Annotated in this window: 18 protein-coding genes and 5 pseudogenes; 13 read left to right on the forward strand and 10 right to left on the reverse strand. The window is 62.3% G+C overall.

Features of this window, described 5'->3' with window-relative positions; genetic code table 11:
• Positions 1–12 precede the first annotated feature (12 nt).
• The 3 genes and pseudogenes from I5W_RS02125 to I5W_RS02135 all read left to right on the forward strand — a co-directional run bounded on the left by I5W_RS02125 (position 13) and on the right by I5W_RS02135 (position 4527).
• A pseudogene (locus tag I5W_RS02125) lies at positions 13–908 on the forward strand (LysR substrate-binding domain-containing protein).
• Positions 909–1171: 263 nt separating this feature from the next.
• A complete protein-coding gene (locus I5W_RS02130; RefSeq protein ID WP_044528004.1) occupies positions 1172–3304 on the forward strand; it encodes an FUSC family protein in 2133 nt (710 codons plus the stop codon).
• A 92-nt stretch (positions 3305–3396) separates the two neighbouring features.
• Positions 3397–4527, forward strand: a complete 1131-nt coding sequence (locus tag I5W_RS02135; RefSeq protein ID WP_044528005.1) for a mechanosensitive ion channel family protein — start codon at positions 3397–3399, stop codon at positions 4525–4527.
• Between the two features lie 303 nt (positions 4528–4830).
• Here the strand turns inward: I5W_RS02135 and I5W_RS02140 are convergent, their stop codons facing one another.
• Together I5W_RS02140 and I5W_RS02145 are read right to left on the reverse strand one after the other, a co-directional pair.
• The gene (locus I5W_RS02140) at positions 4831–5121 is read right to left on the reverse strand and encodes a DUF4148 domain-containing protein (RefSeq protein WP_017452683.1); all 291 of its coding nucleotides are present in this window, start codon (positions 5119–5121) and stop codon (positions 4831–4833) included.
• A gap of 568 nt (positions 5122–5689) precedes the next feature.
• Complete coding sequence (locus I5W_RS02145; protein WP_044528006.1) at positions 5690–6094, reverse strand: DUF4148 domain-containing protein; 405 nt, start codon at positions 6092–6094, stop codon at positions 5690–5692.
• A 482-nt stretch (positions 6095–6576) separates the two neighbouring features.
• Between I5W_RS02145 and I5W_RS02150 the strand changes: the two genes are divergently transcribed.
• A complete protein-coding gene (locus tag I5W_RS02150; RefSeq protein ID WP_044528007.1) occupies positions 6577–7326 on the forward strand; it encodes a glutamine amidotransferase in 750 nt (249 codons plus the stop codon).
• Here I5W_RS02150 and I5W_RS02155 read toward each other — a convergent pair whose 3' ends face one another.
• Positions 7327–8253, reverse strand: coding sequence for a LysR family transcriptional regulator (locus tag I5W_RS02155; RefSeq protein WP_044528008.1), 927 nt, complete (start codon positions 8251–8253; stop codon positions 7327–7329).
• 198 nt (positions 8254–8451) lie between these two features.
• Here I5W_RS02155 and I5W_RS02160 point away from each other — a divergent pair, with 198 nt between their 5' ends.
• Positions 8452–9471, forward strand: a complete 1020-nt coding sequence (locus tag I5W_RS02160; RefSeq protein WP_083893441.1) for a zinc-dependent alcohol dehydrogenase family protein — start codon at positions 8452–8454, stop codon at positions 9469–9471.
• A 296-nt stretch (positions 9472–9767) separates the two neighbouring features.
• The gene (locus I5W_RS02165; RefSeq protein WP_044528009.1) at positions 9768–10121 is read left to right on the forward strand and encodes a hypothetical protein; all 354 of its coding nucleotides are present in this window, start codon (positions 9768–9770) and stop codon (positions 10119–10121) included.
• A 148-nt stretch (positions 10122–10269) separates the two neighbouring features.
• Here the strand turns inward: I5W_RS02165 and I5W_RS02170 are convergent, their stop codons facing one another.
• The gene (locus tag I5W_RS02170) at positions 10270–10758 is read right to left on the reverse strand and encodes a hypothetical protein (protein WP_017452677.1); all 489 of its coding nucleotides are present in this window, start codon (positions 10756–10758) and stop codon (positions 10270–10272) included.
• A 495-nt stretch (positions 10759–11253) separates the two neighbouring features.
• Between I5W_RS02170 and I5W_RS02175 the strand changes: the two genes are divergently transcribed.
• From I5W_RS02175 to I5W_RS02185, 3 genes are read left to right on the forward strand one after another with little or no spacing between them, the layout of a single operon-like run.
• Complete coding sequence (locus I5W_RS02175; protein ID WP_044528010.1) at positions 11254–11511, forward strand: FeoA family protein; 258 nt, start codon at positions 11254–11256, stop codon at positions 11509–11511.
• Positions 11508–13334, forward strand: a complete 1827-nt coding sequence (feoB, locus tag I5W_RS02180; protein ID WP_044528011.1) for a ferrous iron transporter B — start codon at positions 11508–11510, stop codon at positions 13332–13334. The genes I5W_RS02175 and feoB overlap by 4 nt, the downstream gene beginning before the upstream one ends.
• Positions 13331–13615: a DUF6587 family protein gene (locus I5W_RS02185; protein ID WP_017452674.1), complete on the forward strand. Its 285-nt coding sequence runs from the start codon at positions 13331–13333 to the stop codon at positions 13613–13615. Before feoB ends, I5W_RS02185 begins: the two co-directional genes overlap by 4 nt.
• Before the next feature lie 15 nt (positions 13616–13630).
• Here the strand turns inward: I5W_RS02185 and I5W_RS02190 are convergent.
• Positions 13631–14786: pseudogene (locus I5W_RS02190) on the reverse strand (threonine ammonia-lyase).
• Between the two features lie 410 nt (positions 14787–15196).
• Between I5W_RS02190 and I5W_RS02195 the strand changes: the two are divergent.
• Complete coding sequence (locus tag I5W_RS02195) at positions 15197–15562, forward strand: hypothetical protein (protein WP_044528012.1); 366 nt, start codon at positions 15197–15199, stop codon at positions 15560–15562.
• A gap of 73 nt (positions 15563–15635) precedes the next feature.
• On the opposite strand, the gene I5W_RS02200 is transcribed toward I5W_RS02195, so the two are convergent.
• Together I5W_RS02200 and I5W_RS02205 are read right to left on the reverse strand one after the other, a co-directional pair.
• Complete coding sequence (locus I5W_RS02200; protein ID WP_017452671.1) at positions 15636–16001, reverse strand: type II toxin-antitoxin system VapC family toxin; 366 nt, start codon at positions 15999–16001, stop codon at positions 15636–15638.
• Positions 15995–16213: a ribbon-helix-helix protein, CopG family gene (locus tag I5W_RS02205; protein WP_017452670.1), complete on the reverse strand. Its 219-nt coding sequence runs from the start codon at positions 16211–16213 to the stop codon at positions 15995–15997. The genes I5W_RS02200 and I5W_RS02205 overlap by 7 nt, the downstream gene beginning before the upstream one ends.
• Before the next feature lie 142 nt (positions 16214–16355).
• Here I5W_RS02205 and I5W_RS02210 point away from each other — a divergent pair, with 142 nt between their 5' ends.
• Positions 16356–16928: a methylated-DNA--[protein]-cysteine S-methyltransferase gene (locus tag I5W_RS02210; RefSeq protein WP_044528013.1), complete on the forward strand. Its 573-nt coding sequence runs from the start codon at positions 16356–16358 to the stop codon at positions 16926–16928.
• 65 nt (positions 16929–16993) lie between these two features.
• Here the strand turns inward: I5W_RS02210 and I5W_RS02215 are convergent.
• From I5W_RS02215 to I5W_RS02225, 3 genes and pseudogenes are all read right to left on the reverse strand, one after another.
• Positions 16994–17858 (reverse strand): annotated as a pseudogene (locus I5W_RS02215) (ABC transporter permease).
• A gap of 16 nt (positions 17859–17874) precedes the next feature.
• Positions 17875–18723 carry an ABC transporter ATP-binding protein gene (locus tag I5W_RS02220; protein WP_085946758.1) on the reverse strand — a complete coding sequence of 283 codons (849 nt, stop codon included), beginning with the start codon at positions 18721–18723 and terminating at the stop codon, positions 17875–17877.
• A 30-nt stretch (positions 18724–18753) separates the two neighbouring features.
• Entirely contained in the window at positions 18754–19782 is a 1029-nt protein-coding gene (locus I5W_RS02225) for an ABC transporter substrate-binding protein (protein WP_044528016.1), read from the reverse strand.
• Positions 19783–20291: 509 nt separating this feature from the next.
• Between I5W_RS02225 and I5W_RS30925 the strand changes: the two are divergent.
• Positions 20292–21440, forward strand: a pseudogene (locus tag I5W_RS30925) (KUP/HAK/KT family potassium transporter); the annotation flags it as partial.
• Positions 21436–22296 (forward strand): annotated as a pseudogene (gene ispH / locus I5W_RS29305) (4-hydroxy-3-methylbut-2-enyl diphosphate reductase); the annotation flags it as partial. The pseudogenes I5W_RS30925 and ispH, both read left to right, overlap by 5 nt.
• Positions 22297–22690: the final 394 nt, after the last annotated feature.

Below are 22690 nucleotides of genomic sequence, written 5' to 3' on the forward strand. Positions count from 1 at the left end.
GCCCCCGCCGCCATGGATATCCGCGCCCTGCGCTATTTCACCGAACGGTGCGCCTGAACAGTTTCAGCCGCGCCGCCGACACCTTGCACGTGACCCAGTCCACCGTCAGCAAGATGGTGCGCCAGCTGGAGGACGAGGTGGACGCACCCTTGCTGATCCGCGATGGGCGTCGCCTGCAACTCACCGATACCGGTCGCGTGGTGTATGAACAGGGCCAGCAGATCCTGGCCTCGATGCAGCGGCTCGACGCCGAGGTGCGCGATACCAAGGCGCTGCGCTGCGGCCGCCTGGAAATCGGCATCCCGCCCATGATCAACATCCTCTGCACGCCGGTACTGAAGGCCTTCCGCGAGCGTCATCCAGAGATTGCCATCGTGCTCAAGGAAGATACCGGCCCGCAGATCGAGCAGCGGGTCGCCAGCGGCGAGCTGGAAATCGGCATGACCGTGCTGCCGGCCGACCCCGACCTGGAATTGCAGACCCTGCCGGTGGCGCGCTACCCGATGTGGGCGGTGGCGCAGGCCGGCAGCTTCCAGAAGAACCGCGCCACCCTGCGCTGCGCCCAGCTCGATGGGATGCCGCTGGTGTTGTTGAACAATGAATTCGGCCTCACCCGCAGCTTGCGCGGTGTCTTCCGCGAGCAAGAGATTACCCCCCAAATCGTGGCCCAGAGCGCGCAATGGGACTGGCTGGTGGCCATGGCCTTGGCCGGCATGGGCGCGGCGCTCCTGCCCGAACCCTTCATCCACCGCCTGGCCAGCGACCAGTTGCAGGCGGTGCGGCTGGTGGAACCGGAAGTGCAATGGCAGGTGGCCTATGTCACGCGCGGCGCTTACCTGTCCCATGCGGCAAGGGCCTGGATGGACATCAGCGCTGAACTGTTTGCCGGTGGCCGGGGACGCAAGTAAGGCGTCTGGAGCGGCGCGTGCCGCGTGGTATCTTGTTTGAGTTCTAGTATTCCATCTGCGAATGCAAAATGGGAATTTAAGTCATGCTGTGCATGACTGCCTCTTCCTATACTGATCATGCCGATACCTGCCGCCCCTCCTCACCCGTGAAGGCGGAACCGGAATGACGTCATCGCGCTCGTGAGTGTGCGGGTGTCGGCCACCCTCCATGGTCCCTCCAGGCCCCCTGCCCTGCTCCGCCAGCCGTCTATCCAAGCACGATCATGCCGCCGCTCTTGTCGTCGCGTTTCTCGCTGTACCGTTTCCTGTTGCTCAACTATTGCCGCCGCTGCCGCACCCGCGTGGAACGCTGGCGTATGCAGTTTCCCCTGCGTCATGCCAATCTCTCCGAGGGCCTGCGCGCCGCTTGCGGGGCAGCGGCCATGCTGCTGCTGGGCGAGTGGCTGGGCAATCCCCTGTTTTCCTGGGCCGCCATCGGCGCCTTCCTGACCTGCCTGGCCGACAGTGCCGGCTCCAATCGCGCCCGCCTGGCCTCGATGGGCGGCTTTGCGCTGGCCTCCACCCTGGGCGGCATGGTCGCTGCCACCGCCGCCGGTTTCAGCGTGGAAGCGGGTTTGCTGACCATCATGGCGTGTGCTGGCGTGGCCGGTTTCTCGCGCATCTATGGTGCCGCTGCCGGGCTGGTATTGATGCTGGCCGCGGGCGTGTCGGCCATCATGGCCGATGCCCCGGTGGTGCTGTGGCCGCTGGCGCAAAGCCACGTGCTGATCTACTTCGGCGGCTGCCTGTGGGCGCTGCTGTTGGGCCTGACGGCTTGGCGCATCCACCCCTTTGCCCCGGCACGCCAGGCGGTGGCCCGCGCCTATGGCACCCTGGCCGAGCTGGCCGCCATCGCCGCGGCCAATGACCTGGATGACGTGGCGTATGCGGTTCATGCCGCCGAACTGGCGGCGCATACCCGCCGTCATGCACGCTTTGACATTGCCAGCGCCCATCGCGCCCTGGAAGCGGTGGCCGTGGAGCGTACCGAATCCCGCCGCCTGTACGAAAACCTGCTGGTGCGCCTGGCACGCGCCGAGGTGCTGCTCGATGGCATTACGGTGCTGGCCGATCTGCAGTTGACGCATTACCAGCCCGCCCACGCGCGCCAGCGCACCGCACGTGTGCTGGGCGCGATTGCGCGCCAGTTGCAGGCCATGCAGCGCGACATGCAAGGCGGCCAGGCGATTGCCGCCGATGACGATGCGCGCATCATGCTGCGCCTGCGGCAACTGGTGGCGCGCCTGCCCAGCGGCACCGGACGTCTGTTGCAGCAGGTCGATACGCCGCTGGCGCTGGGCGGCCAGGATCCGGCCGGCCTCAAGCAGGCCGCTCGCGTGGCCCGGCCACAACGTCGGGGTGTGGCGGCGCTGCTGCACCTGCTGGCTGCGCTGTGGCGCAAGGCCGCGCTGCATGTGCGCGCCGGTTCGGCCGAATGGCATCACGCCTGGCGCTGCGCCGCCGCCGCCGGTGCCACCTACCTGATCGTGCATCTGCTGGAACTGCCCTTCGGCTATTGGGCCACCATGGCCACCATGCTGGTAATGCAGCCGAGTATTTCTGATAGCTGGTCGCGCAGCATGGAGCGCGCCGTAGGCAGCGTGGTCGGTGGCGTGCTGGCGGTGGCGGTCTGCCTGGTGGTGCATTCGCCGCTGGGACTGGCGGTGCTGGTGTTTCCGCTGACGGTGCTGACCATGGCGCTGCGTCCGGTCAGCTATGGCCTGTATGCCACTTTCCTTACCCCGGTCTTCGTGCTGGTGGCCGATGTCGGTGGCGATCCGGCGCATGAGCTCAGCAATGCCGCCCTGCGCGCCGGCAACAACGTCATCGGCGCGCTGGTGGCGGTGCTGGCCAGTTACCTGTTCTGGCCGCGCCGCCAGCAGGACGATCCGCAGACCCAACTGCGCTGCATGGCCCAGCTCAACCTGGCCTATCTCTATGCCGCGCTCAGTGCCGCGCCTGCTCTACAGGACAAGCCGCGCATGGCGCAACTGCACGCGCACCGGCGTGACGCCTGTGTGGCCAATGTCGAGGCCGGGCTGTTGTTGCAGCGCCTGGCGCGCGAACGCGGCTGGCCCGAGCGCGACCATGGCCGGGGCCGCACCGCCGTGGCCTTGTCGCGGCGCCTGGCGGCGGCGGCCAGCCACCTGTGGGCGCATCCGCAAGCGGTCGCGCCGGAATTGCTGGACTGGTTGCAAGCCCTGGCGCAAGCGCTGCAGTCCCAGGATGGGCCGGCCCTGCAGCAGCTCACCCGCCAGCGCCCGGCACCAGTCCAACTGGCCCTGGCCGCCGCGGTGGAAACGGCTTGCCTGTTGGTCGGCACGCTGGAGGCAGCGGAACCACCGCCCGGCAATTAGCCCAGCTCGGAAACAAAACCGCCCTTCCCTGTTCGAACCGGAAAACGCCTTGCGCGTAGCCACCGGACAACATCAGACATGGAAGGGAAAGGATGAGCCTGGATCTCGGTTTTCTGTACAACATGAACGAAGGCCCGTTGCGCTCCGGCCTGATTGTGCTGGGCGTGGCCCTGCTGGCAATGCTGCTGGCGATCTTCCTGCATCGCATGGGCATCGCCCTGGTACGGCGTCTGGCACGAGGCCACCCCTTCACCACCACCGCTACCACCGTCACCTTCAATGCCAGCCGCGCCTGCGTGATGCTCTTCATGCTGCGCCTGGTACTGGCCGGCGCGCCTGACAACACCCCCGGGCTCACGCGCATTTCCTATCTCACCTCGGTGGCCTTCATCCTGGCGCTGACCTGGTTCCTGATGCGTTGCGTGAAGTCGGTCAGCCTGACTGTCATCAACCTCAATCCCTATGACGTGGCCGACAATCTCAAGGCCCGCCGCATCCTGACCCAGACCCGCGTGCTCTCGCGCAGCGCCTATTTCATCATTGCCCTGCTGGGCCTGGCCTTCGTGCTGCTGACCTTGCCCGGCGCGCGCCAGTTCGGCGCCAGTCTGCTGGCTTCGGCGGGCGTGGCCGGGATCGTCGCCGGTATTGCCGCCAAGCCGGTATTGGGCAACTTCTTTGCCGGTCTGCAGATCGCCTTTTCGCAGCCGATCCGCATCGATGACGTCTTGATCGTCAAGGGTGAATGGGGCCGCGTGGAAGAAATCACCGGTACCTTCGTGGTGGTCAGGATCTGGGATGAGCGGCGCATGATCGTGCCGCTGCAATGGTTCATCGAAAACCCCTTCGAGAACTGGACCCATACCTCTTCCACCATCCTGGGCACGGTCTTCCTGTGGCTGGACTTCTCGGTGCCCACGGCGGCCATTCGGGGCGAATTCGAGCGGGTCTGCCAGACCCTGCCCTTGTGGGATGGGCGGGTCTGCGTCATGCACGTCACCGACGCCAGCGAGCGCACCATACAGGTTCGCCTGCTGGTCTCGGCCAGGGATTCCGGCAGCGCCTTCGACCTGCGCTGCCAGATTCGCGAGCACATGATCAGCTTCATCGCCACCCACTACCCCGACGCCCTACCCCGCCTGCGCGCGGACGTCTCGGCACGCAACCGGCCCGACGCGCTCGATACCGTCATCGACGGGCCGCCGGGCGAGAAGGCGGCAGACTGAAATGGTCATTTTTTATGGCTCACAAACCTAACTATTTCAGGGCGGTGAATTTTTCGTGGAGGGGGAATTTGGCCGCCTATAACTCGTGCTTGTAGAGGCCATGCTGTCTTAAGTAAAAACTTAGAAAGTGAAATCGACGAATCTAAGGAATGGGAAGTCGATAACCTTAGAAAATGCAAATTTGTAAAAGACAAAGTCAGGCGGACCACACTACTTGCGACAGAGGGAGAGAATGTCGCTTTCGTGGGCCCGCCTGGGGAGAAACGCTGGCGTGGTAGCGGCCATTGCCGCCAGTGGATGTACTTACTGATTGGAGATGCTCAGTTCGCCATTGGCACGTGCCTGGACCAGCTCGGCGCGTACTTCATCACGGGTCTTGGTCGAGGCTACCGGCTTGACTTCCTGGTCGCGATCGCTCACCAGCAATTCGCCATTGGCACGCGCCTGCTTGAGTTCGGCGATCACGTCGGCACGGGTCTTGGTGGAGGTGAAACGGGTTTCGGCGGGATACGGAGCCTCGGCCATGGCGGCGCCAACGGCGGTGGTCAACAGCAGGCCTGCAAACAGGTTCTTGGCAATGTTCTTGGTGTTCATGATGCTTCCTTTGTGAGTGAGGAGATGAGTACATCAACCCGGGCCAACGCATGTGGTTCAGTCGTCGTGTGCTGTCATCGTGAAACCAAGTTTAGAGATCATCGGCGTTCGGATAAAGACGCGTAATCGGAATTCATCGTTCCGAATTTCAGAACAAGCGCAGCAATCATGGCAGGTTCATGGATGCGTTCATCAACTTAGAAAACCATTGAACTAAAACTTATAAATGGAAAATACAAAAACTTAGAGATGGTTTTTATTAAAGGAAGGTGGAAAAGAACGAAATACAGAGGGAAAACGGGAAGGAAAACAGAAGAGCGAATGGAGTAGAAAACTTAGAAAATGGCCGCATGAAAAAAACCAGAAGCGCGGCCAGAAAATGAAGAGTAAAACAGGAAGGTGAAAGCAGGACAGGCGGACCCCACTACCGGCGACCGAGGGGAGAGGGTGTCGCTTTCATGGGGCCCGCCTGGGGAGAGACTGACGCAGCGGGTTGGCCGCTGCGCTTGTTGCGCCTCCACCCGGCATGATGGCGCCGGGGTGGAAGAAGACTTGCGGATCGTCCGATTTACAGCGAGCGATCCGGGGCGTTGCTCACTGCGTTGCCTTGGCTACGGGCTTGTTGCAGTTCCTGTTGCACTTGCTGGCGGGTCAGGGTCGAGTGGAAGGGCTTTTCCACCGGATAGCGGTCGCTCACCAGCAGCTCGCCATTGGCGCGGGCTTGTTGCAGTTCGGCGCGCACATCGGCACGGGTCTTGGTGGAGACGAAGGGCTTGTCCACCGGATATTGGTCGGTCACCAGCAGTTCACCGTTGGCACGGGCTTGCTGCAGTTCGGCCACGACCTCGGCGCGGCTCTTGGTCGAGACGATCTGGGTCTCGGCCGGATACGGGGCTTCCGCCATGGCGGCGCCCACGGCGGTACTCAACAGCAGGCCTGCAAACAGGTTCTTGGCAATGTTCTTGGTGCTCATGATCGTTCCTTTGTGAGTGAGGAGATGCGCACTGCAAGCTGTGACTACGCTTGTGGTTCAGTCCTTGTGTGCTGTCATCGTGAAACCAAGTGTAGAGACCCAAGGCCGCCGGAAAAAGAAGACAAACCGGAATACATCATTCCATAAAGACGAACAATCAGTTTTTTCGATCCTGTGCTGCGATTTTTATATCGCAACTGCACATTAAAAAAGGAAAGATTGTGAAGAAAAAGGCGGTCGAGTTTCCGCAGTAAGCCTATGATAAATAAGGAATAAATCTAATCATTGGGCTTTTTCGGCTTGTTGTTCATTTCACATCTTTTGCGATGCCGCAAAGATTTTTTGGCGTAAGAGCGTCAAGATTCAAGGAACTTGTTCAATAGATTTGAGCAAGTTTTTCAGGCAAGTGTTGTATACGATCAGCTATAACGAAGCTGGCCGCGGCTGGCGCCGCGCCCTCACCCCCTGACAGGAGTCGTCCGATGAAAACCGCCCTCGCCCTGCGTCATGTGCTCAACGAAGACCTGGGCCAACTGGCCCCGCTGTTGCTCGGCAACGGCTACCAGATCCGCTATGTCGAGGTGGGAGTGGATGCCTTGGTCGATGTTTCGCCGCTGGATGCGGACCTGGTCATCGTGCTGGGTGGCCCGGTCGCGGTCTATGACAGCGAGGCCTATCCCTGGCTGCGCGCCGAAGTCGCCTGGTTGCGGGCGCGGATGTTGGAAGACCTGCCGACGCTGGGCATCTGTCTCGGTGCGCAGTTGATGGCAGCGGCCTTGCACGCGCGTGTCTATCCCGGTAGCTGTGGCAAGGAAATCGGCTGGGCCAGCTTGCAGCCCGGCCAGCATCTGGACGATTCGCCCTGGTTGCGCGAAGTGGTGGAGCAGCAGACCCCGGTGCTGCATTGGCACGGCGATACCTTCGACCTGCCGGCCGGGGCGCGTCACCTGGCTGCATCGGCCAGGTATCCGCACCAGGCCTTTGCCTGGGGGCGCCATTGCCTGGCGCTGCAATTCCACCCGGAAGTGGACGTGCGCACGGTGGAGCACTGGCTGGTCAGTCACGCCCATGAGATTGCCCACACGCGCGACATCAGCGTGGCGCGCCTGCGTGCCGACGCAAAGCGTCACCGCCCCCAGTTCGAAGCGGCCATGCGGCGCTTCTGGCAGGGCTGGCTGGACAGCCTGCCGGGCGCGCAACAGGGCATCACGCAGCGGCGCCGTCGCGCCTGACTACGGCCCCCGGCTCCGCCCGGATCTGGGCACACCCACACCCAGCAAAGGGGGCAACGCGGCAGCCAGGGCATCGATCACGGTGCGTATCCGCAAGGGCAAGTGGCGCGTCGGTGACCAGGCCAGATGCATATCGATGGTGGCGAAGGATTCCTCGGGCATCAGCTTGACCAGTCGTCCCGCCTTGACGTGTGCGCTGATAAGCCAGCACGGCAGGTGCGCCAGTCCGGCCCCGGCGACGGTGGCCGCGGCAATCGCTTCGAGATCGTCGAAGTGCAGGCGGCTGGTCACCGGTGCCATGCGCACCTTGCCTTCTTCATCCCGGATCGGCCAACCTGCTGCCTTGCCATAGAGAATGGCGTGATGGCGTGCCAGGTCGCTGAAGTGGCGCGGCCGGCCGTGATCGGCCAGATATTGCGGCGAGGCGCACAGCATCATGGTCTGCACGCCCATCTTGCGCGCCACCAGATGGCTGGTATCGGGCAAGGGGCCGCTGCGCAGCACCAGGTCCACGCCTTCCTCGACCAGGTCGACCCGACGATCGGTGAAGGAGGCCGTGATATCCAGTTGCGGCCAGCGCCGCGCCAGTTCCACCAGCACCGGTGCCACGCACATGCGCCCGAACAGCACCGGGCTACTGATGTGTACCCGTCCCGTGGGTTCGCATCGCCCTTCGGCCACCAGCGCCTGGCCGCTTTCCAGTTCTTCCAGTGCCCGCAGGCAGCGCTGGTAATAGGCGCGCCCTTCCTCGGTCAGGCTCTGGCTGCGTGTGTTGCGCAGGAACAGGTGCACGCCCAGTCGTTCTTCCAGGCGCGCAATGCTCTTGCCCACCGCTGAACGCGACAGGTGCAGACGCTGTGCTGCGCGGATGAAACTTCCCGCCTCCACCGCCTGGATGAAGACGGCAATGCCATTGAAGCTATCCATGGATTCTCCTTTGCCAGGCGGGATTGTGCACCGCCCCGGCAAGCATTGGCGAAATCAGCGCTACAAAGCAGGGAAAAATCGTCGCCACTACGATGTTGGTGCGGCCCATAGACTGGTGTCCTGTTCGCAGTTCGACGTGAGCCCTTGGTCTCACGCACGACCTATCACCATCACCTATCGTTCGCACAAGGAGCAACCATGGACCAGACCATGCGCCGTTGGCGCCTGCATCAATTCGGCAAGCAGCACCTGCAACTGGAGACCCTGCCCATCGAGCAGCCGGCACCCGGACAGATTCTGGTGCGCGTGCGCGCCGTTGCGCTCAATTACCGGGACAAGATGAATATCGATAGCGGCAGCGGCGGCCCGCAAGTGCAGCTACCTTTCACGCCCGCCTCCGACATGGCGGGTGAAGTCGTGGCGGTGGGCGCTGGCGTGCGCCGCTTCGCGCCGGGGGCACGCGTCATCTCTACATTCTGGGGCGGCTGGCTGGACGGCCACTGGCCGCCGCAAGCCCTGGCCTTGGGTGCACCGGGTCCGGGGATGCTGGCCCAGTACGTGCTGCTGGATGAGGACTGGGCCGTGGCCGCACCGCTCACCCTGAGTGATGCCCAGGCCAGCACGCTGCCCTGCGCCGGTCTCACTGCCTGGACCGCCCTGATCGAACACGGCCAATTGCGCGCCGGCCAGACGGTGGTATTGCAGGGAACCGGTGGCGTGGCGCTGTTCGGGCTGCAACTGGCGGCCGCACATGGTGCGCGCACCATCGTCATTTCCGGCGATGCGGGCAAGCTGGAGCGCGCGCTCGCCATGGGCGCCACGCACGGCATCCTGCGCAGTCTTCATCCTCAATGGCAGCATCAGGTGCGCGAGATGACCCAGGGCCGTGGTGCCGACCACGTGCTGGAACTGGTCGGCGGCGAGAACGTGGAACGCTCTCTGCAAGCGCTCACGCAAGGCGGTCGTCTGTCACTGATCGGCTTGCTGGGCGACATGCGGCTGCAGGCGTCGAGCATCCCGCTGCTGCTGGGGCGCCAGAGCATCCAGGGCATCGGCGTGGGTCATCGCCGTGCGCTGGAAGATCTGGTGCGTGCAGTCGATCAGTTGGGCCTGGTGCCGATGGTCGAGCAGGAATATGGATTTGCCGAGTTGCCCGAGGCGTTGGCGCATCTGGAACGCGGCGCCTTCGGCAAGGTGGTAGTACGGGTCGATGGCTAGGGCCTGTTCCTGCTTGTTACGATTGCTTGCATCGTTCACCATCGCTTGCATTTCTGTCCGAACCTTCATGCAGGTAACGCGTTCAGAGCAACACGTATGACGCAACATCGCGTGGGATGTGGGTATGCACACCCGACAATTTGCGTCATCGCGGAAGCGCGGAATCAGACCTTGTCCGACATAGCGCAACAGCCAGCTTGCCTATAGTAGCGACACGGATCACCACTGGTCCCGCATCCTGTTTCTCGATATCGAAGCCACGGGCTTTCCGATAAACACAACGCAAGGAGGTACCCATGAAGACTCGTCATATCCTGATCTCGACCCTGTTCATGGCCCTGGCCGGTAGCGCCATGGCCCAGAATGCCCCGACCAGCGGCAATGCTGTGGACGCCGCCCCGGGCACTTCGATGAACTCGGCGACGACGCCATCAGCCGTGCCGTCCAACGACCCGTTCGTCCAGAAGCGCCAGGCCGATGCCGATGCCAAGGCCGAGTACAAGGCCCAGAAAAAGGCTGCCAAGCAAGAATACAAATCCGATAAGAAGGCTGCCAAGGCACAACTGAAGCAGGAAAAGATGGAGTCCACTGCCCAGCGCAATGAAGCCCTGGCGACCACTCCCAAGATCAAGACCGACCCTACGCACTGACGTTTGAGTGGGATGCGGTGATGAAGCGCCCCGGCTGCGGCCGGGGCGTTTTATTTTGCGTTGTGGACGTCACCTCGACGGTGTTGCTCGCGACTGAATGATTGAACGGGACAGGCTCTAGAAAGGAAAGGGCAAAACGCCGACGCAGCTAGTTGCTCTTGAAGCGTCCCAGCACTGAATTGGCCTGGTGCAGGAAGGCGCGCGGATGCACCTCGACCAGTTGCTCCAGCGCCGGCAACATGCGTTCCAGGGCAATGGTGAGCGCAATGTCGCTGATCTCCTCGCCCCACAACACCTTCTGTACGAAGGCGGCCGGGCCGATCTCGGCGATCAGGCTCATGCTCATCTGGCGCTCCAGGGTATCGAGGCGCGGGCCGAAGGTCTGGTCGAAGATGCGCATGATGGCCTCTTCCAGTTCGACCCATTGGACTTGGTGGGCGGTCTGGTCGAGATCGTCGGCATGGTCGGCGGCATCTTGCTGGGCCTGTTGCAAGGAGACGGGATCAATGGGGGCCGGCATCTGGCTATTGTCGATGAGTGCGCTGGCTTCGCCGGCCATGCGGCTCAACTGTTGCACGTGCAGCGTCAATGCACTGATTTCGGCCAACAGGCTGCGCAGCGGCATCTGCTGCGGCATGTCGGATTCGGCTGGACCTGCTGAAGGTGGAGTCATGTTGTGGTGGTCGTTCAGGCCGCCAAGGCCAGTCCCATGCAAGCTGCTTGAATCGATCGTTGCGGCGCCGCCACTCCTTTGCGCAGGGTTCGCCCGGCTCTAGCGGTCCGGTTTGCAGCGCGCGGCATTAATTTCCATGCGGAAACAAAACGAAGTATAGTGCGCTGCAATAATTTACGCATGGAAAATTCTGTGAGATTCGGCGAAGAAGCGACACATTCGACGGATTTATTGTCTAGATAATAAAAGAAAAACTGCGTGTTGCGTTTCTTTTATTGCCAATAATATAACACTTCCGCGAGGATTGCCCAGCTTGTCCTGCGACATAGGGGCGCAACGCCCGCCGTCCAGGCGCAGTGGATTGCCTCTGCCCGAAGTGACAATCACTTCAGTCAGGCAGTCATCAGGGTGAAGCAATATAATGAGAATCGTTACTGATCCCTGCCAAGAATAAAAACCATGCGTCTTACAGAACTAGCCAAGGGCGTCGCCGCCATCGTTGATCACGTCATCGACTTGCATACGTCCGATCCCGTTGCCGCGCGCCTGCGCGACCTCGGTTTCGTGCGCGGAGAACTGGTGCGCATCGTTGCCAGCGCGCCTTTTGGCGGTGACCCCATCGTGGTGCAGATCGGCTCGACGCGCTTTGCGTTGCGGCGCGCCGAAGCCGAGCGGGTCACTCTGCAGGCCTCGGATGTCGAGGGAGTAGCCGCATGAAGGGCGCAGCACTCAATATCGCCCTGGTGGGCAATCCCAACTGCGGCAAAACGGCGCTGTTCAACCAGTTGACCGGTGCGCGCCAGAAGGTGGCCAACTACGCCGGGGTGACGGTGGAGCGCAAATCCGGCGCCTTCACCGCCCCTTCCGGCCGCCAGGTGCGCGTGGTCGATCTGCCGGGCGCCTACAGCCTGCAATCGGTCAGCCCTGATGAGCGTGTCACGCAAGCGGTGCTGCAGGGCCGTTATCCGGGCGAGGCCGTGCCCGACCTGATCGTGTGCGTGGCCGATGCCACCAATCTGCGCCTGCATCTACGTTTCGTGCTGGAAGTGCGGCGCCTGGGGCTGCCTATGGTGCTGGCGCTGAACATGATGGATGCCGCTGCCCGCCGCGGCATCCGCATCGATGTGGCGGCACTGTCGCAGCGGCTGGGGATGCCAGTCATCGAGACCGTGGCGGTCAAGCGTGGCGGTGCGCGCGCGCTGGTGGACGCCATCGATGTCAAGCAAGTGCCTGCTGCGGCAACGCTGGCGCCCATCGATGACCTGCACGTCGAGGTGCGCGCCATCCTGGCCGCGACCGTAGTGATGCCGGCCGCCACCGACCGTCGCGACGATGCGATCGACCGGATCGTCCTGCATCCGGTGCTGGGGTTGCTGGTGCTGGCGTTGACCATGTTCCTGGTATTCCAGGCCGTCTATGCCATCGGCAAGCCGATGACCGATGCCATTGCCGATGGCTTTGGCACCCTGGGTGGCGTGGTCGGCGAGTGGTTGCCGGAAGGTCCGCTGCGCGGACTGGTGACCGATGGCCTGCTGGCCGGGCTGGGGACGGTGCTGGGTTTCCTGCCGCAGATCCTGGTGCTGTTTTTCTTCATTCTCTTGCTGGAAGAATCGGGCTACCTGCCGCGTGCGGCCTTCGTGCTGGACAAGCTGATGGTCTCGGTGGGTTTGTCGGGGCGTTCCTTCATTCCCCTGCTCTCCAGCTTCGCCTGTGCCATTCCGGGCATCATGGGGACACGCAGCATCACCGATCCGCGGGATCGCCTCGCTACCATCCTGGTAGCGCCGCTGATGACCTGCTCGGCGCGCCTGCCGGTGTATGCGCTGCTGATCGGTGCCTTCATCCCGCATCATCCGGTGCTGGGCATCTTCAACCTGCAGGGACTGGCGCTGTTCTGCCTGTATGTGGCGGGCATCGCGGCGGCCATGCTGGTAGCCTGGGTGGCCAAGCGCATCGGCCGCTCGCGCCAGGAGCGCGCACTGTTGATGGAACTGCCCTCCTATCGCTTGCCGCACTGGCGCGATATCGCGCTGGGCCTGTGGGAGCGCGGCGCGATCTTCTTGAAACGCCTGACCGGCGTGATGCTGGCGTTGACGGTACTGATGTGGGCCATCTGCACCTTCCCGTCCCCACCTGCCGATGCCACGCGGGCGGCCATCGATTATTCCATCGCCGGTTATATCGGCCATAGCCTGCAATACCTGTTTGCACCGCTGGGCTTCAACTGGCAGATCAGCTTGTCGCTGATCCCGGCCTTCGCCGCTCGCGAAACTGCCGTGGCCACCTTGGCCACCGTCTATGCGGTCGGTGGCGAAGAAGGTGCAGCGCTGCAACAAGCGTTGGCGACGCATATCTCCCTGGCCAGTGCGCTGTCGCTGATGGTGTGGTTCGCCTTTGCGCCGCAGTGCATGTCGACGCTGGCCATCATCCGCCGCGAGACGCAATCCTGGCGCCTGGTGGCGCTCTCCTTCGGCTACATGTTCGTACTGGCCTACGTGGCGTCGTTCCTAACCTATCGCATCGCAGGATGGCTGGCATGAATCACTTATGGTGGCAATACGCGGTGATCGCCGCACTGGTGGCGGCCAGCCTGGGCTATATGCTGCGCAAGCTGGCCCCGGCCCTCAGTTGGCGCTGGCAGGCCAGGCTGGCAAGTTGGTTGTTGCGGCGTCACGCCGGGACATGGCAGGCGCTGGGGCGCCGACTGTTGCCGCCGGCCAAGGCCGGAGGATGTGGCGGTGGCGCCTGTGATGGGTGTGGCGACAGCGGCGATGCGTTGCCGCCGCTGGAACAGAAGATCCAGTTCCATCGCCGCCGCTGAGGCCCCCGGGCCTGTTCAGTGCAGCTCTTCGGCCTCGAAGCCGGCCACCCGCAAGGCTTGCAGCACCTGCGCCAGATGCGCACGGCCGCGGGTCTGCAGCACCAGCTCGATATCCACGTTCTGTGCCGCCAATAGCGTAAAGGCGCGCTGGTGGTGCACTTCATCGATATTGGCGCCGGCTTCGGCGACGATGCCGGTAATGCGTGCCAGCGTGCCGGGCACGTCGCGCGAGCTGACCTTTACGCGCGCCAGGCGTCCGGCGCGCACCATGCCGCGTTCGATGATGGCCGTCAGCAGCAATGGATCGATGTTGCCGCCCGAGAGCACCAGCCCCACTCGCTTGCCACGGAAGCGGTCGGGATAGCGCAGCAGCGCCGCCAGTCCAGCCGCACCGGCCCCCTCCACCAGGGTCTTCTCGATTTCCAGCAGCATCAGCACGGCCTGTTCGATATCGCCTTCATCGACCAGCAGCAGCTCGTTGGCTTCGCGCGCGATGATGGCGCGCGTGAGCGTGCCTGGCGTGCCCACGGCGATGCCCTCGGCGATGGTGCTGGCGCCCACCGGATGTTCGGTACCCTTGACCGCATTGACCATGGTCGGGAAGCGCCGCGTCTGCACCCCCACGATCTCGATCTCCGGCTTGAGGGCGCGCGCGGCCACGGCCATGCCGGCCAACAGACCGCCGCCGCCGATGGCCACCACCAGGCAATCCAGGTCCGGCACTGCCTGCATCATCTCCAGCGCCACCGTGCCCTGGCCGGCGATGATGGCTTCGTCGTCATAGGGATGGACGAAGGTCAGGCCCTCGTTCTCGGCCAGTTCATAGGCGTGGGTGCGGGCCGCTTCCAGGGTGTCGCCATGCAACAACACGTTGGCGCCGAAGCCGCGCGTGCGCTCGATCTTCACGCCCGGCGTGAAGCGCGCCATGACGATGGTGGCCGGCAAGCCCAGCCGTTGCGCATGATNAGCCACGCCCTGGGCATGGTTGCCGGCGAACCATGGCACACCCCGCGTGCGCCCGCGTCACTGGCCGCAACGTTCACCATCCTGTTTGCAGCACCGCGTTTCTTGAAAGAAGCGGTGGAATTGCAGGTTCTCCGACTTTGAAGAAAACTGGGCCCCCCACTATCTGGAACACGGGCGTTGATCCCCGCAGGGGGTCTTCCAGGATCTTGGCTTGAACCCCTGGGCCCCGGCTTTGAATTTCCTTAAACCTTGTCCTTGCTAAAATGAAAAACCAATGGCCGGGGTTGTAACCATTTCTGGCATGTCAGGTGCAAGGATGGCGGGAAATCGAAGTTTGGCTTGCGCTGGCTTGTGAAAATCGAAAACCGGGCCCACAAATTCTTGCCGTTTTGTTGATAACCCTGATCGTGCAAATTGCAGTCAAGACAACACAAAATTTCTTTGCGAGTGGCCATTGAAGTCCGCCTTTGGGCCGACTAGAGTGAAGACTCGTCGCGTCGTCAGCGCATTGTTCCTGACTTCAAGCCAGCAGGCGCGGCACCCGGAAGCGCCCTTGCGGCCTTCTCCCGCACGCAGACCCGATCAGCCTCAGCAGTTCTCACCAAGGAGATACCCATGAGCATGGCCACCCGGCACCCGGATGTCAGATCGTCCCCGTCCCTTCCACCCCTACCCGGCATTGCTGCCAGCCCCGCGCGCGAGCGTTCGCGTTACCAGCAACGTACCGCCCCCTTGCTGTTGCGGCTGGTTGAACTGGACCCGCGCGAAGTGGTGGAAGGCGTCATGACCCCCAACGGCTACCTGACCGCCGAGGTCACCCCGGTGGGCCCCATGCGCGAGGCTTGCCCGCATTGCGAAGGGGTGGCGCTGCAACTGGTGCTGCGGCATCACCACGTCAAGCGCAGCCACCTGTTCTGCCGCAGTTGCACGCGGGTGTATGACGCGCTCAATGAGAGTGGGTATTCGGTGTTGACCGTTTGAAGGGCTTGTTTGTCGTGTGCAGGGCGCTGCTGCAACGTGGCGCCCTGTTTATTTTTCTGAATGTGTACATGCCTTAGAGCTTGTAGGGAACACGTACCCCTGGATCATCAGCAGGGAAATCCTTGGTATTGCGAGATACCAAGAGCAGGGAGTGCTCCTGTGCAGATGCCCATACAATGGCATCCGGCAGGCGGATTCGCCGGCGTTGCCGGATATGTACCGCGCGTTCTGCCACTGAACTATCCAGATTGATCAGGTGAAATGATGAAAGCCAGGAACGTAGGGCATCCTCGTTTTCTTCCGAGGCGCCAACCATCACTTCCATCCAGGTCACGATGCTGATGGCGCGGTATTCATAACGTGCCAGCTCCCTTTTGGCAACGGCAATGCCATTGAGATAATCGACCAGGATATTGGTATCGAAGAGTGCGTTTACCATTCTGCACGCAACTCCTTTTGGTAATCCAGGCCATCTACCTTCTTCTTTTTCCAGATGCCGAAGACTTCGGCATTATGTTCCAGCTTGTGTTGAGTGATGTAGGCGGCAATTGCCTCCCGTATGATGACTGCACGCGGACGCTGCTGACTTTCGACGATTTGAGTCAGGTCTGCCAATTGCGAATCCGGGATATCCACCAGGATGCGGCTCATCGTAGGCTCCATAGTTGATGAATGATATACATATCATATATCATCCATAGAAATAGATGGACGAACATTCTCTAGAATGCTTGACTATTTTGCGTACTGGCACAGTAGAATCAGTCCCCTCAACGCAACAAAAGACAAACCAATGGACTACGCCTACAAGCTCATGACCTCCCCGGCCGGTTTGCTCAAGCTGGTGGCCAAGGGCGATCACTTGGCGGCCATCCTGTGGGAAGACGACGATGCCCTGCGCGTGCGCCTGGGCGAGATGGTGGAAGATGAAGACCGTCCGGTGCTGCTGGAGACCGAGCAGCAACTGCGTGACTACTTCGCCGGTGAGCGCGAGAGCTTCGATCTGCCCTTGCATTTCGAGGGCACCGAATTCCAGCGCCAGGTGTGGTCGGCGCTGCTGGATATTCCCTACGGCCAGACCCGTACCTACCTGGATATCGCCCGCCAGCTCGGCAACGAAAAAGCGGTGCGCGCGGTGGGGGCGGCCAATGGGCGCAATCCCATTTCCATCATCGCGCCCTGCCATCGCGTCATTGGTTCGGGTGGCGAGCTGACCGGTTTTGCCGGTGGCCTGCATGTGAAGAAACTGCTGCTGGCCATCGAAGGCATTTCCACCGAGGGCCGCGACATCGGCCAGGTCATCGACCCGCGTCGCAAGGCGCAGTCGCGGCGGCGCGAAGATCCGAATCAATTGTCGCTGCTGTAAATGATATAAATCATTTATATGGATGGGTGGCGCTGCTTTTCCGGCCTACTTTTTAGTGCGGCTCCTCAGCGCTGCATTCCCCACTTCTTCACGGTCACCCGTTCCAGCGTATTGAAGACCAGGTTTTCCACCAGCAGACCGATGAGGATGACCATCGCCAGTCCGGCGAAGACCTTGTCGGTGTAGAGCTCGTTGCGGTTCTGGAAAATGTACCAGCCCAGTCCACCCTGGCCGCTGGTGGCGCCGAAGACCAGCTCGGCGGCGATCAGCGTGCGCCAGGCGAAGGCCCAGCCGATGCGCAGACCGGCCAGGATCGAGGGCAGGGCCGCCGGTACCAGTACCTGCAGCACGAAGCGCAGGCCGTGCAGGCCATAGTTGCGTCCGGCCATGCGCAGGGTGTCCGATACCCCCAGGAATCCCGCATAGGTATTGACCGCCAGTGCCCACAATACCGAATGCACCAGCACGAAGATCAGGCTGCCCTGACCCAGTCCGAACCACAGCAGGGCAATGGGCAAGAGGGCAATGCCGGCAGCGGAATGAACATCGAGGTCAGCGTGCCCAGCAGGTCGCGCCCGAATTGGGTCGACACTGCCAGCGTGGTCAGCACGAAGGCCGCCACGATGCCCAGGAATAGGCTTTCATCAGCACCTGCAGCGAGAGCCAGGTCTTGCCGAACAGTTCGCCACTCTGGATGCCATCGACGAAGGCCTGCGCCGTCTGCAGGAAGGTCGGCAGCAACAGGTCATTGTTCTGCCAGCGCGCCACGCCTTCCCATACCAGCGCCAGCAACAGCAGGATGGCATCCTTGCGCACCCAGCCCTGTTGCCAGACGCGCTGCGGCAGCGAGAACTGACGTTGCAGGACCAGGCCGGGCAGGGGCGTGAGCGGGATTTCGTATTCGTCGCGGATCGGGGGCGTCTGGGGCATGGCAATGTTCAGTAGTTCAGTAGGAGAAGCGGACGTCGCTGAAGTTGATGGCAGGTTGCGGCGCCGGCGCGGCACTGCCCTCGCCGTCTTCGAACAGCAGGCGATGGATGCGCTGCGCAGTCTGCTGGAAGCCCACGCCGCCCAGGCTGCCCAGGTCGTACTGGTGACTGTTGATCTCGGCGCGCACGCGGCCCGGATGGGGCGAGAGCAAGAGGATGCGGTTGCCCACCACCAGCGCTTCTTCGATCGAATGGGTCACGAAGAGCAGCGTGAAGCGCACCTCTTCCCACAGCGCCAGCAATTCTTCCTGCATCTTGCGCCGGGTCAGCGCATCGAGTGCGGCGAAGGGTTCATCCATCAGCAGCATCTTGGGTTGCATGGCCAGAGCGCGGGCAATGGCCACACGCGCCTTCATGCCGCCCGACAGGGTATGCGGATAGGCGTTCGCAAAGTGCGCCAGGCCGACCTTGTCCAGATAGTGGCGGGCGCGCTCGGCGGCTTCGCGCTTGCCCAGGGTGCGCGAGGCCAGCAGCGGGAACATCACGTTGTGCAATACCGTCTTCCAGGGCGGCAACTGGTCGAATTCCTGGAATACCACGATGCGGTCCGGCCCCGGTTGCCGCACCATCTGTCCGTCCAGGCGGATCGCACCGGCGGCCGGTGGCAGGAATCCGGCCACCGATTTCAACAGGCTGGACTTGCCACAGCCGGAAGGTCCGAGCAGCACGAAGCGATCGGCCGTATGGACATCGAAGCTGACCTCGTGGGTGGCCTGTACCACCGCCGTGGCGCTGCGGTATTGCAGGCTGACGCGCTCGACCTGCAACAAGGGCTGGTGCAGGTCGGAAGAAATCTTCATTAGCATCGATGAGCTCCTTGGGCCAGCGCGCGCATCTCAGCTTCCCCCCTGGATGTGCACATCATCGAAGAAATAATCCTTCACCGAGGCCGGTTTATTCTTGATGGCGCCCACCCGGTGCATGAACTCGGCCAGGCCATAGGTATTCTGCGGGGCGATCTTGAATTGCACTTCCGGGTTCTTGATGATCTGCAGCAGCAGCTTGCGGTCGGTATTGCCCTGGCTGATCTTGAGATAGATGTCAGCGGCCTTCTCCGGGTTGGCGGCGATGAAGCGGGCAGCCTCATCGAGTGCGCCCAGGAAGGCGCCATAGGTCTTGGGGTTGTCCTGGCGGAATTTCTCGGTGGCGTACAGTACCGTGGCCGAAGAGGGGCCGCCCAGCACGTCATAGGAGTTGAGCACGATATGGGCATTGGGATTGCCGGCCAGCTCCTGTTCCTGGAACGGCGGGTTGCCGAAGTGGCCGGTGATCTCGGTGCCGCCGCTGATGATGGCCGCCGTCGCATCCGGGTGCGGCACCGCGATGCTGACCTTGTCCAGGCGGTTGTATTGGGCATCGCCCCACAGCTTGGCCGAGGCCAGTTGCAGTACGCGCGACTGCACCGACACGCCCACCGCCGGCACGGCGATGCGGTCCTTGTCGCTGAAGTCGGCAATGGTCTTGACCTTGGGATTGTTGCTCACCAGGTAGTAGGGGAAGTTGCCCAGCGAGGCTACGCCGCGCACGTTCTGGCGGCCACGGGTGCGGTCCCAGATGGTCAAGAGCGGCCCCACGCCGGCGCCGGCGATATCGACCGAACCCGACAGCAGGGCGTCATTGACGGCCGAGCCGCCGGAGAGCTTGAGCCACTGGACCTTGATATCGACACCCGCGGCCTTGCCATGCTTTTCGATCAGTTGCTGGTCCTGCGCCACGTTCAAGAGCAGGTAGACGATGCCGAACTGCTCGGCGATGCGTAGCTGACCTTCGGCACGCGCCAGCAGCGGCGCGCCCAACAGTGATACGGCCACAGTAGTGGTCAACAGACGCCGCAGGCGCCCCTTGGCAGAGAGTTTGGTGGTCATGGTGTCCTGTGCGGTGGAGGCCGGTACAGCAAATCCCATGGAGGATCCGGCAGGAAGTGGCTTAGAACCGTTGAATGGAGAAATTGCGGTTCTTTATTCGTTCGGAGTATATAAAGGGCAGGGCAGAAAGAAAAATTCGATTACCGCATATCCATATGCAGCTGGCGTATGGGCGGCAAAGCCTTGTCCAACGTGGGTTACAGCCGAAATGAAGGATTTTTCGCAAGGACGATTCCGCAACCGCGTCCTTGCCCGGCTGTCAAGTTCTGCACGTGAAGCAAGAGGCGGCCACGCAACGTCAGGATGACGTCAGCGGCATTTTGAGCGCACCACGGGTAGAGTGCGATAAAGTACGCCTCCTGCCCGGACGGTGGTCGGACCTCTTTGCCGAGAGGTCCATGCTGACCCTGGATCGCTGTCCGCCGGCACTCATTTGAAGAAGCAAAGGGAGCAAGATGAGTTCATCTCACACCAATCCAAGCCTTTCCCTCCGGTCCCGCAAATTCCACATGATTACCCTGGCGGCGCTGGGTGTGGTGTTTGGCGATATCGGTACCAGTCCGTTGTACGCCTTGAAGGAATGTTTCAGCCCCGACCACGGTATCGCCTTTTCTCCGGGCGCGGTGCTGGGCATTATCTCCATGCTGTTCTGGGCCATCACCATCGTGGTCACCATCAAGTATGTGATGTTTGTGCTGCGCGCCGATAACAACGGCGAAGGCGGCGTGCTGGCCTTGATGGCCTTGTCGCTACGTTCAGCCGTCTCGGGTTCGCCACGGGCCAAGCTGTTGTTGATGCTGGGCGTGTTCGGTGCCTGCATGTTCTATGGCGACGTGGTCATCACCCCGGCCATCTCGGTGCTCTCGGCGGTGGAGGGGCTGGAAATCGCCGCGCCGTCTACCGCGCACGTGGTCATTCCGCTGACCCTGGTGATCGTGGTGGTGCTGTTCCTGATCCAGCGCCACGGTACCAGCGTGGTGGGGCGCTTCTTCGGGCCGGTGATGTTCCTGTGGTTCTTCTCGCTGGCGTTGCTGGGCCTGTACAACATCACCAAGGCGCCGGAAGTGCTGGTGGCGATCAATCCCTATTACGCCGTGCATTTCATGGCCGAGCACTCGCTGCAAGCCTTCATCGTGCTGGGCTCGGTGGTGCTGGTGCTGACCGGGGCCGAGGCGCTGTATGCCGACATGGGGCACTTCGGCATCAAGCCGATCCGCTATGCGTGGATCTTCACGGTCATGCCTTCGCTGCTGATCAATTACTTCGGCCAGGGCGCCAACCTGATCGCCAATCCGAAGGCGCTGGCCAATCCTTTCTACCTGATGATCCCCGAGCCGCTGGTGCTGCCCATGGTGCTGCTGGCCACCTGCGCGACCGTCATTGCCTCGCAGGCGGTGATTTCCGGCGCCTTCTCGCTGACCAGCCAGGCCATCCTGCTGGGCTTCGTGCCGCGGATGCGCATCTTGCATACCTCCGAGGATGAGCAGGGCCAGATTTACATCCCGCTCATCAACTGGATGCTGCTGGTGTTGGTGGTGGCCGTGGTGCTGGCTTTCAAGAAATCCGACAACCTGGCCGCTGCCTACGGGGTGGCCGTGACCACCACCATGGTGATCACCACCATGCTGCTGGGGGTGGTCATGCGGCATATCTTTCGGCGCGCCCATCTACGTGCGCCACGAAATCGTGCACAACGCCTACGTGGTCAACGACCTGCGCGCCAAGGGTGCGGTGTTCATCGAGGAACTGGCCGACGTGCCGGCCGGCAACACGGTCATCTTCTCGGCCCACGGCGTCTCCAAGGCGATCCAGGCCGAAGCCGCCGAACGCGGCTTGACCGTGTTCGACGCCACCTGCCCGCTGGTCACCAAGGTGCACATGGAAGTGGCCAAGATGCGGCGCGAAGGCCGCGAAATCATCATGATCGGCCATGCCGGCCATCCCGAAGTGGAAGGCACCATGGGCCAGACCGAAGCCGGGATGCACCTGGTGGAGACGGTCGAGGACGTGGCACACCTGCAGGTGGCCGATCCTGCGCTGCTGGCCTATGTCTCTCAGACCACGCTGTCGGTGGATGACACCGCCGATATCATCGCCGCCCTGCGTGCGCGTTTCCCCGCCATTGCCGAACCCAAGAAGGGCGACATCTGCTACGCCACCACCAATCGCCAGGAAGCCGTGAAATTCATGGCCCCGCAGGTGGAGGTGGTGATCGTGGTGGGCAGCCCCAACAGCTCCAACTCCAACCGCCTGCGCGAGTTGGCCGAAAAGAAGGGCGTGCCGGCCTTCATGGTCGACAACGCCGCGCTGATCGACCCGCAATGGATCGTCGGCCGCCAGCGCATCGGCGTCACTGCCGGCGCCTCGGCACCGGAGGTGCTGGTGCAGGCGGTGATCGACCGCATCAAGGAAATCGGCGCGCGCAGCGTGCGCGTGTTGGACGGCATTGAAGAAAACGTCACATTCCCCTTGCCCAAGGGCTTGGGTTCCCGTCCGGCGGCGGAAACCGTATGAAGAAATGAGGACGTCAGGGCTGCTCATTTGAACTTGGCCCCGTCATTTGCGCAAAAAGGCTTGCTGAATGCAGGCCTTTTTCGTTTTCTTGACCTTTCTTAACAACAAGGGGCGAGAAGAGGTGAGGATTCATTGGTCTTACCGCACTTTCTTCTGTAAAAGGCGACTGTTTGTGCCCGATTGTGGGAATCTTCTGCGTATAATTCCGCACCATTATCGACGGACCGCCCAAAAGGCGGCCGAGCGCTAGCCCTCGCCAAAGAGGGCAGGGCGTCGTCAACGCGGCGTCATCAGAGACGGGAGACCTATCCATGCAAGTCCTTCTGCGTACCGGCGTGCGCCGGTCCATCCGGCGAAGACCTCCCGGGCACCAGCCCCGCTGGTGTCCCATCCC

Origin of the sequence: Herbaspirillum sp. B65, from assembly GCF_000333555.1 — a bacterium.
Classification (GTDB): Bacteria; Pseudomonadota; Gammaproteobacteria; order Burkholderiales; family Burkholderiaceae_D; genus Herbaspirillum; species Herbaspirillum rubrisubalbicans.

Bases quoted from the DNA above. Each gene is read 5' to 3' on its own strand.
- I5W_RS02130 (WP_044528004.1), top strand. From the start codon at position 1,172: ATGCCGCCGCTCTTGTCGTCGCGTTTCTCGCTGTACCGTTTCCTGTTG.
- I5W_RS02135 (WP_044528005.1), top strand. From the start codon at position 3,397: ATGAGCCTGGATCTCGGTTTTCTGTACAACATGAACGAAGGCCCGTTG.
- I5W_RS02140 (WP_017452683.1), bottom strand. From the start codon at position 5,121: ATGAACACCAAGAACATTGCCAAGAACCTGTTTGCAGGCCTGCTGTTG.
- I5W_RS02145 (WP_044528006.1), bottom strand. From the start codon at position 6,094: ATGAGCACCAAGAACATTGCCAAGAACCTGTTTGCAGGCCTGCTGTTG.
- I5W_RS02150 (WP_044528007.1), top strand. From the start codon at position 6,577: ATGAAAACCGCCCTCGCCCTGCGTCATGTGCTCAACGAAGACCTGGGC.
- I5W_RS02155 (WP_044528008.1), bottom strand. From the start codon at position 8,253: ATGGATAGCTTCAATGGCATTGCCGTCTTCATCCAGGCGGTGGAGGCG.
- I5W_RS02160 (WP_083893441.1), top strand. From the start codon at position 8,452: ATGGACCAGACCATGCGCCGTTGGCGCCTGCATCAATTCGGCAAGCAG.
- I5W_RS02165 (WP_044528009.1), top strand. From the start codon at position 9,768: ATGAAGACTCGTCATATCCTGATCTCGACCCTGTTCATGGCCCTGGCC.
- I5W_RS02170 (WP_017452677.1), bottom strand. From the start codon at position 10,758: ATGCCGCAGCAGATGCCGCTGCGCAGCCTGTTGGCCGAAATCAGTGCA.
- I5W_RS02175 (WP_044528010.1), top strand. From the start codon at position 11,254: ATGCGTCTTACAGAACTAGCCAAGGGCGTCGCCGCCATCGTTGATCAC.
- feoB (WP_044528011.1), top strand. From the start codon at position 11,508: ATGAAGGGCGCAGCACTCAATATCGCCCTGGTGGGCAATCCCAACTGC.
- I5W_RS02185 (WP_017452674.1), top strand. From the start codon at position 13,331: ATGAATCACTTATGGTGGCAATACGCGGTGATCGCCGCACTGGTGGCG.
- I5W_RS02195 (WP_044528012.1), top strand. From the start codon at position 15,197: ATGAGCATGGCCACCCGGCACCCGGATGTCAGATCGTCCCCGTCCCTT.
- I5W_RS02200 (WP_017452671.1), bottom strand. From the start codon at position 16,001: ATGGTAAACGCACTCTTCGATACCAATATCCTGGTCGATTATCTCAAT.
- I5W_RS02205 (WP_017452670.1), bottom strand. From the start codon at position 16,213: ATGAGCCGCATCCTGGTGGATATCCCGGATTCGCAATTGGCAGACCTG.
- I5W_RS02210 (WP_044528013.1), top strand. From the start codon at position 16,356: ATGGACTACGCCTACAAGCTCATGACCTCCCCGGCCGGTTTGCTCAAG.
- I5W_RS02220 (WP_085946758.1), bottom strand. From the start codon at position 18,723: ATGCTAATGAAGATTTCTTCCGACCTGCACCAGCCCTTGTTGCAGGTC.
- I5W_RS02225 (WP_044528016.1), bottom strand. From the start codon at position 19,782: ATGACCACCAAACTCTCTGCCAAGGGGCGCCTGCGGCGTCTGTTGACC.